Here is a 9,094-nt window from a genome sequence, read left to right as displayed (position 1 = left end):
CAAACTCTCCGAAGAAATGTTTGACTTGCTCATAAAAGTTTTAAAAAATTAACGTTGACGTTTGTCGCTCTGTTCAGTTTTCAAAGTTCAACCGTCGCTCTTAAGCGACTTTACTATCTTATCAAGTTATCAACTCGTTGTCAACAACTTTTTTGTTTTTCATTTTATTCTTAACTTACTTGTTATCTGTTCGTTAAGAACATTTATTAATATAACAAATAGAATACTGCTTGGCAATCCCAAAGTAATAAGTTTAAATTTTCAATTATATCAAAGGGATAATTCCCCTCACAGAGTTTGGGACATAACAAAATGATTGCTTCTAAAAGACGAACACTAGCTGTTCCCATCTCTTTGGTTTGTCTCAACACGTTCGTTCCATTGCGCTACGGTCACTCGCTTTCCGCGGGGAGGAACCTGAGCTTCCTCGCTGCGCTGCGGGATCTCAGTTTTTCCTCTCTTTCCCGCAGGAGTCGAGTGTCCTACGCTCCATTCCACCCTGTTTCCAACATTGTTTTCACAACCAAAAAACCTGAACGATTAAAAGTTATGAACTCTCAATCGTTCAGGTATAGTAGAGGCTGAACTACTTATGTCTCAGTCTCTTCTTAATATTAATTACTTGTAAACTGCTCTTCTTCCGTTGATCCTTTTAGTGCTGTTGTAGATGATGTACCACCTGATACAACCTGAGCAACTTCATCAAAGTAGCCCGTGCCTACCTCTCGTTGATGCCTTGTTGCCGTATAGCCATTTACTTCGCTACTAAACTCTCTCTCTTGCAGTTCTGAATAAGCCCCCATACCTCTATCTTTATATCCTCTAGCCAACTCAAACATGCTATGGTTAAGCGCATGGAAGCCAGCTAGCGTAACAAATTGAAACTTGTAACCCATCTTCGCAATTTCGCTTTGAAACTTTTCAATTGTTTTTGCATCAAGTTTTTTCTTCCAGTTAAACGAAGGTGAACAATTGTAAGCTAACATTTTACCAGGGAACTTTTCATGAATTGCATCCGCGAACTGTTGTGCTTGCTCTAAATTAGGCTCAGATGTCTCACACCAAATTAAATCAGCATACGGTGCATAAGCTAACCCTCTGGCAATTGCTTGGTCCAAACCAGCTTTTGTACGATAAAAACCTTCTGCAGTCCTCTCTCCTCTAATAAACTGTTTATCAACCGGATCAATATCGCTTGTGATTAAATCTGCAGCATCTGCATCAGTACGAGCAATTAATATAGTAGGAACTCCCATAACATCTGCAGCTAATCTAGCAGCAATCAAATTTTTAACTGCCGTTTGCGTAGGAAGTAAAACTTTTCCTCCAAGATGACCACATTTCTTTTCAGAAGATAATTGATCTTCAAAGTGAACAGCAGATGCACCTGATTCAATCATACCTTTCATTAATTCAAAAACGTTTAGCTGTCCACCAAACCCAGCTTCAGCGTCCGCAATGATTGGAGCAAAGTAATCCACTTCTCCTTCTCCTTCTAAATGTTGAATCTGGTCGGCACGTTGGAGCGCTTGATTAATTCTTTTTACAACATGCGGAACACTATTAGCTGGATACAAACTTTGGTCAGGATACATATGGCCGGATAAATTGGCATCTGCCGCTACCTGCCAGCCGCTTAAATAAATAGCTTTTAACCCTGCCTTGACTTGCTGAACAGCTTGATTTCCAGTTAATGCTCCTAATGCATGAATGTAGTCTTCTGTCTGAAGCAAATTCCAAAATTTATTGGCACCCCTTCTAGCCAATGTATGTTCAATATCAATCGAGCCTCTTAAACCAATTACTTTTTCTGCTGAATATGGTCTTTCAATTCCACTCCAACGCTCATCATCTTTCCAACTATCCTCTAATTGCTTTACTCTTAAATCGTTCACTTTAATATCCCCCTTGCGATTTTCTCTTCTTTTTAACTTCTTTACTAGCTAATAATCCGCTTACATGTACTTGTTAGAAACAACACATCAACTTTATAAGTGTGAGAGTTATAAGAATGAAAGTTGGATTTTATTCAGCGTATATTGGGATGCATCCGCTTCTTTGTTAAGTAATATGAAACGCTCCGCTATTTTTATAACTTTACATGTTATGAGAGTCACAACTCCTCCTTATCACTTTGTTATAAAACAGATAATATTTTACAATGATTATTATATAACAGTATATTCAAAAGATGAACCCTTGCTTTTACGAATTTTCTATATAAGCAAGGGTTTCACACCTAAAACCCTTGCTGTTAGTGGGTTTTTACTTATATTTACTTTCTTTATAACAGTTATTCTTCTTTATTATGCTCTTCCATAAACTCAATTCTTTCTAAAATGGTTGGATGACTATAACGAAATACTTTCACAAGAAACGGAGGGTTTACCTGAGATAGACCTGAACGACTGAGTGCTTGAAACGTTTTGACCGCCGCTTCCTTGTCTTCCGTTAACTCTAAAGCATAAGTATCTGATTGCACTTCATGGTGTCGAGATAATAAGTTTGTAGCTGGACTAACCGCAAACGTAAGAATGGAGAGCAACAGTAAGATTAGAGGTAATGATGATACATCCTGAAATGATTTAACCTTTAAGTTAGTCCCCCACTTACGCATTATCATGTCTGACAGCTTCTTTGTCATCCATAACCCAACCAAAGAAAGCACTAGAGCACTGGCAATTCCAAAATAGATATGCTTTTTCACATAGTGTCCCATTTCATGAGCCATGATAAATAAAATTTCATTATCGCTTAATTTATTTAAAGTGGTATCCCATAGTACAATCCTTGAGTTTGCACCTATCCCTGTTACATACGCATTCATTGAATTTGTCTTTTCAGACATATTTACTTCATATACATGATCCGTAGGAATAGATGCTTCATCTGCTAAGTGGAGAATTTTTTCTTCTAACTGCTTATCCTTCAGCGGATAAAAGTCATTATATAAAGGGTCGATGACGACCGGCTGAATAAATGTGATAAATAGTGTAAAAGGAATTGATAATAGCCATGCATAAAGCCACCATCTTTTTGGCGACTTGTTAATTAGAGTATATAGAACAAACACGATTAAGCACATCATAATAAGACTTATCCAAAAGTCAATAGTCATATCCTTCATCCAGCTTGTAAAAGGTTGCGTTGTAATATTATAGGCCATCGATAATTTGTAGCTAATCCAATCAAGCGGGAACGTAAACACCTGTAAAAGCAATGATAGCCAGAATACGTAAATAGCAGTTTGCAAAGCACTCATTTTCGTAATGTCCTTTGCCCACTTACTAAATTTACGCGAGAATCCCAGTACTAGAACTAAAACAAAGCCCAACCATTCATATGGAACAGAGAGAAAAAATAAAAAATCTTTTATTTGTGAATATTCTTGTGCTAATACAAGTTCTCTCTCATTCATAAAAGTGGCCGGATCAACACTTGTCCCTTTTAACGCATCAGGAATAGAGGTATCGCTCCATTGAAATAAATAAAGCCATATTAATACAGCGTATACAACAAATAAAGTAAACGAACCAAGTACAATTTTTTTCATATAAACCTCCTTTTAAAACCATCCAAAAGTGTACAAACAGTTATCAGCTATTATTATTGTAGGTTTCATTCTGAAATTTAGAACAAAATTATTGGGTTCTTTTACTTTATATAGGGAGGTTTCCCGTTATCCTTTTCCATAGAAAAAGAACTGCCGCTATCGACAGTTCTCTTTCATTCTATTTATCTTCCTTTAAAGGCAGGCTTTCTTTTCTCTGCAAAAGCTGTTAAAGCTTCAATACGATCTTCTGTTGGAATCGTTAACTCATACGCTTTCCGTTCAATTTGCAATCCCGTCTGCAAATCTACTTTCATTCCTTCTTTAATAGCAAACTTTGCTTGTTGCAAAGCAATTGGTGCATTTGCTAATATGCGGCTAATAAAACCGTCAACAACATCGTTTAATTCATAGAGTGGACTAACCTTTGTCACTAATCCAACCTTTTCTGCTTCCTGTGCTAGTAACCGCTCTGCTGTTAGAATTAGCTCAAGTGCTTTTGTTTCTCCAACAATGCGAGGCAATCTTTGAGTTCCACCAGCACCAGGGATAATTCCCAAGCTTGTTTCAGTTAATCCAAGTCCTACATCCGCTGCAGCAAATCGAAAGTCACAGGCTAAAGCCAACTCCATTCCTCCACCAAAAGCATAACCGTTAATGACGGCAAGCGTAGGTTGTGGAAGCTGTTCAATTTTAGAAAACACTTCACCAATTTTAAAAATATTCCGCTTTACTTCTTGGTCAGTAAGTGTTTTTCTTTCTTTTAAATCTGCTCCCACGCTAAATGCTCTTTCACCTGCACCGATAAACTTCACCACTCGCACATCTGGATCAATACGAGCTTTTTCTACCACCTGCTCTAGTTCACATAGCATGTCGTAGTTAAATGCGTTCATCGCTTCCGGACGATTTAAAATAACTGTGGCGACTTGTTTATCCTTATCATACACAATAGATTCCATAGTACCCCCTGTTCTGAAATCGCTTTCATTTTTTTATTTACTTTCCTAATAACTCTTTTCGTAAAGCCTTTCGCAAAATCTTCCCTGTAGCATTTTTCGGCAACTCATCTAAAAACGTAATGCTACTTGGAATTTTATATTTCGCTAAGTGAAGTTGACAGTAATCAAGTAGGTCTTGTTCACTAACAGCAGCATCTTTAACTACAACGTAACATTTAATTTGTTCACCAAATACAGGATCTGGAACACCAAGTACTGCCACTTCTACAACGTTAGGGTGTGAATACAACACTTCTTCCACTTCTCTTGGATACACGTTATATCCACCTACAATAATCATATCTTTTTTGCGATCTACAATATAGAAATAACCTTCGGGGTCCATACGAGCCAAGTCACCTGTATACAACCACCCATCTCGAAGTGCATGAGCTGTATCCTCCGGCAGCTTATAGTAACCCTTCATGACGTTTGCACCTTTAACAATTAACTCTCCCACTTCTCCTACGGGAACTTCTCTTCCTATTTCATCAACTACTTTATTTTCGACATTCATAATGGAAGTTCCAATAGAACCAGGCTTACGCTCTTTATCAATCGGATTAAAGCACGTAACCGGAGATGCTTCTGATAAGCCATATCCTTCGGCAACAACCACTCCGAATTGTTTTTCAAATTCTTTTAATAAAGCCACCGGCATTGATGCTCCCCCAGATATGCATAAACGTAGCGTCTTCACTTTTTCTTGAGCACCCTTATTCGATTGTAAAAGGAAGTTATACATCGTTGGCACACCAGCAAAAATTGTTGCTCTTTTCTCTTCCGCAAGCTGAAAGAAAATAGTTGGACTAAATTTAGGCATCACTAAAACTGTGCCCCCATTCATCAGCGGGGCATTCAGCGCAACAGTTAAGCAAAAAACATGAAACATTGGCAATGCAGCTACTACTCGATCTTCGCCATTAATACTTAAATAATCAGCGACGTCTTTAGCATTTTGATAGACGTTTTTCTGAGTAAGCATAGCGCCTTTTGGTTTACCTGTTGTTCCAGAAGTATATAAAATTAAAGCTGTGTCATCTTCATCAAGTGTTGGGAATTTATATGTAACGTCTTGGTGTTGTACAATAGATGAAAACGAATGAATATCATTTGAAGATAGAAAATTGTGTTCTTCTTGAAGGCTACTCTCACAAACAACCAAATGCTCAAGCGCAGATATTTCTGCTTTCATTTCTTCCAACAAAGGTACTAAAAGATCAAGCGTAATAGCTACCTTTGCATCGCTGTTCTGTAAAACATACGTGATTTCCCCTTTCGTGTAGGTTGGATTAATCGGAATAACTGTAGCGCCAACTCTTAAAGCACCATATAATCCAATAATAAAATGCGGTGAGTTTCCAAGTAATAATGCAATATGGTCTCCTTTTTGAACTCCTAACCTTTTTAAACCGTTTGCAAATAAAGTGATAGAGGTATCAAGATCAGCATAAGTGACTTCCTCATCCAAAAACACGTATGCAATCTTTTCAGGATACTGCTTCGCAGTGGTATGAAGCTGTAACGACAAATTCAATTATTCTCCTCCTCTCGCCATAATGAATGAATAACCATTCATTATTTAGGCGTAATATTGGAAACTTTCTTACTATATTATACTTTTTTTATCTATCGTTGACAAGACTCTTATAAAGATAAGACTGACTTTAAATTTTCTCCATTACAAACGATTACTGCAGCTATTATAGTTCTCTTACTTTTTATAGCTTCTTACTATATAAATAAAAAACAGGCTAGAAAAGAATTAAGTTCTTTTCTAGCCTGCTTTACGCTCTTAATAAATAAGATCAATAAACTCTTCTTTTTCAACGTTCCCAAAATAGTGCTTCACATCAACATTTTCTAATGCTGCTGCAATACTCGACCTTTCGTATCGGATGTTCGTTAACTTTTCTTCGACTTCACTAACATCTCCTACTCCAAAGAAGTCTCCATAAATTTTACATTGTGTAATGGTACCTTTGCTTACTTCTAAGCGCACATCAATTTGTCCAACTGGAAAACGGTGAGCATGCTGCACGTTAAATTTTGGTGATTTCCCATAATTCCATTCCCACGTTTGATAACGCTCGTTCGAAATTTCGTTGATTTTTTCCCAATCTTTTTCAGTCAGCTTATATTCTTTAATATTTTCTTCTCCATCAAAAATGTAGCGTAAGATAAGCTGTTTAAATTCATTTACGGTAATTTTATCCGTTAAAAACTCACTGATATTTGCTACGCGACTTCTAATAGACTTAATACCTTTGGATTCAATTTTATCTTTTTTTACTTTCAACGCAGATACAACATTTTCAATTTCAGAATCAAATAAAAGCGTTCCATGACTAAACATACGACCTTTTGTTGAAAACTGTGCATTCCCAGAAATTTTACGTCCTTCGGCTAAAATATCATTACGGCCACTTAATTCTGCGTTTACTCCCAGTTTTGCTAATGCTTCAATAACAGGCTCCGTGAATTTCTTGAAATTATGAAAACTTTCCCCATCATCTTTCGTAATAAAGCTAAAGTTGAGGTTACCCAAATCATGGTACACAGCACCTCCACCTGATAAACGGCGAACAACATGAATTCCTTGATCTTCTACGTATTTCGTATTGATTTCTTCAATTGTATTTTGATTTTTACCAATAATGATAGACGGTTCATTCACGTAAAATAATAAATACGTTTCGTTAATATCTAAATGCTTAAGCGCATACTCCTCGATTGCTAGATTAATTCTTGGGTCATGTATATCTCCGTTGTTAATGTATAACATTTTTCTTTTATCCTCCTACTTATTCCATTGTAATCCTGAACTTGCTAAAAAAACGTTCCCTGTAAACTCGTTTTTTGCTTCTACTACTAATTGTTCTACTTCTCCGTAGTGTGGCAGATGCGTTAGCATTAGTTCTTTCGCGTTAGCACCGTGTGCTAACTTCCCTGCTTCGGTACTCGTCATATGCCCTGCCCCGCTTCCATTCTGGTGAGCATAGAAGTTGCATTCACAGATTACTAAATCAGCTTGCTGTGAAAAAGGCACGAACGCATCAATGTAGCTAGAATCTGCTGTATACACGACAGCTTTATCTCCAGCAGAAATTCGCATCGCATAGCATGTCACAGGATGCTTTGTTTGTAAAAATGTAATGGTAAATGGTCCAACTTCTAGCGATTGATTAGGGTTATAAGAAACCCCTTTTGTAATGCCAGAATGTGTCAGCTTTTCAAACGCTGCTTGATCGTATGTATGTCCATAAATAGGTAATTCTTTCACATCATTTCCTAAGTAAGATTGAATTAATCGAGCATATTGAAGTACGCCAATATCAGCAACATGATCATGATGATAGTGAGATAAAATAACTGCGTCAAGTTCTTGTGGAGCTACGTACTTTTGCAACTGTCCAAGTGCTCCACTTCCACAATCCACTAACAACTTATAGCCATCATGTTCAAATAAATAACTAGAGGTTGCTTCTGACACGCCAGGGTATCCACCCCAAAAACCAACAACTGTTACTTTCATCCAAGTTGTCCTCCCTTTCTGAATGCCTTTAGCCCTAGTATACCCCAGGTCCATTTAAAATCTAAACAAAAAAGGATGGAACAAGAATTGACAGATAACTAACTGTTATATAACAAATTACATTTTTTTATAAAAAAGGGCTATTTTTGTTCTAAAACACAGTTGCCAAAATAAAACTGTTATAATACAATGTTAATAACAAACAAACGGAGGCGATGGAGATGTTAGAAAAAATGTCTGATTTTTTCAAAAAATTACCAACTAAAAAGTGCTTAGAATGCGGTCAAGAGATTGAAGAGCAGCATGAATGCTATGGAAATAAATGCGATAACTGTGTAGATGTTATGAAATAGTAAGCGGTTACGTCAAAAAGGCTCTGTTATAAAACAGAGCCTTTTTGACGTAACCTTCAGTATTTATGCTACTCTTTTCAATTATCAAACAAATAAAGACCTTTTTCTAACGTATTTAAGCAATTTTAGTTGAGCCGCGCATACTCATTTTGCTTACAGAGAAAGAAAACTATTCATTTAATCACATGAATTCTTCAATTTTTGATACAAAAAAATTTTTTTATCTAACTCCTGGCTAACTTTTAGAATCGTGCCATAAGAGTACTCATTCGTTTCCTTTGCCAAGCGGTACATAATATCTTGTAAAGCACGAATCTCCTTTTCTAACTGAGATAGTTTCATCCAGTTACTTCATCCCCTAGGTTAAATTTCAACTACTTCATAATATCATTAACACCCGCATAAATTCATAGTTTTTTTGTAATAAATGCCATAATATTAGGCTAATCCAAAAAAGGAGAGCGATTTTTTATTCTCTCTCCTTTTTTTTATCTAAAAACAGGAAATTTGATGCTTTAGCCCCTGCCTTTTAACTAGATGGCTAACATATATGTTATCGCTTTTCTATGAAAAGAGAATATTTATACCTGAATTATTCATACCTTCGGTATGAGTCATGATTTAGTCGAAAATTAATTACTTTTCTATTCTTTTG

At 36.5% G+C, this 9,094-nt stretch carries 9 protein-coding genes; 1 reads left to right on the top strand and 8 read right to left on the bottom strand.

All coding sequences use genetic code 11. From position 1 onward, the window contains the following. Positions 1 to 336 precede the first annotated feature (336 nt). The 7 genes from AC1UFB_RS07335 to AC1UFB_RS07305 all read right to left on the bottom strand — a co-directional run bounded on the left by AC1UFB_RS07335 (position 337) and on the right by AC1UFB_RS07305 (position 8,086). Complete coding sequence (locus AC1UFB_RS07335) at positions 337 to 498, bottom strand: hypothetical protein (RefSeq protein WP_156413461.1); 162 nt, start codon at positions 496 to 498, stop codon at positions 337 to 339. A gap of 116 nt (positions 499 to 614) precedes the next feature. Beyond that, a complete protein-coding gene (aceA, locus tag AC1UFB_RS07330) occupies positions 615 to 1,895 on the bottom strand; it encodes an isocitrate lyase (protein ID WP_025907645.1) in 1,281 nt (426 codons plus the stop codon). Positions 1,896 to 2,293: 398 nt separating this feature from the next. Beyond that, a complete protein-coding gene (locus AC1UFB_RS07325; protein WP_100348045.1) occupies positions 2,294 to 3,553 on the bottom strand; it encodes a M48 family metallopeptidase in 1,260 nt (419 codons plus the stop codon). A 182-nt stretch (positions 3,554 to 3,735) separates the two neighbouring features. Further along, the gene (locus AC1UFB_RS07320) at positions 3,736 to 4,512 is read right to left on the bottom strand and encodes an enoyl-CoA hydratase-related protein (protein ID WP_100348046.1); all 777 of its coding nucleotides are present in this window, start codon (positions 4,510 to 4,512) and stop codon (positions 3,736 to 3,738) included. A gap of 37 nt (positions 4,513 to 4,549) precedes the next feature. Continuing rightward, positions 4,550 to 6,088, bottom strand: a complete 1,539-nt coding sequence (locus AC1UFB_RS07315) for a fatty acid--CoA ligase family protein (RefSeq protein ID WP_100348047.1) — start codon at positions 6,086 to 6,088, stop codon at positions 4,550 to 4,552. Between the two features lie 258 nt (positions 6,089 to 6,346). Further along, positions 6,347 to 7,336 (bottom strand): lipoate--protein ligase, encoded by a 990-nt coding sequence (lplA, locus tag AC1UFB_RS07310; RefSeq protein WP_025907641.1) that lies wholly within the window; start codon positions 7,334 to 7,336, stop codon positions 6,347 to 6,349. Between the two features lie 15 nt (positions 7,337 to 7,351). Beyond that, positions 7,352 to 8,086, bottom strand: a complete 735-nt coding sequence (locus AC1UFB_RS07305; protein WP_025907640.1) for an MBL fold metallo-hydrolase — start codon at positions 8,084 to 8,086, stop codon at positions 7,352 to 7,354. 221 nt (positions 8,087 to 8,307) lie between these two features. Here AC1UFB_RS07305 and yhfH point away from each other — a divergent pair, with 221 nt between their 5' ends. Further along, a complete protein-coding gene (yhfH, locus tag AC1UFB_RS07300; RefSeq protein ID WP_064484053.1) occupies positions 8,308 to 8,439 on the top strand; it encodes a protein YhfH in 132 nt (43 codons plus the stop codon). Positions 8,440 to 8,616: 177 nt separating this feature from the next. On the opposite strand, the gene AC1UFB_RS07295 is transcribed toward yhfH, so the two are convergent. Continuing rightward, complete coding sequence (locus AC1UFB_RS07295) at positions 8,617 to 8,781, bottom strand: Spo0E family sporulation regulatory protein-aspartic acid phosphatase (RefSeq protein WP_100348049.1); 165 nt, start codon at positions 8,779 to 8,781, stop codon at positions 8,617 to 8,619. Positions 8,782 to 9,094 lie beyond the last annotated feature (313 nt).

The organism is Priestia sp. KCTC 13724, assembly GCF_056820425.1.
Note: the sequence above shows the minus strand (reverse complement) of the source record. Positions and strands in the feature narration are given on the sequence as shown.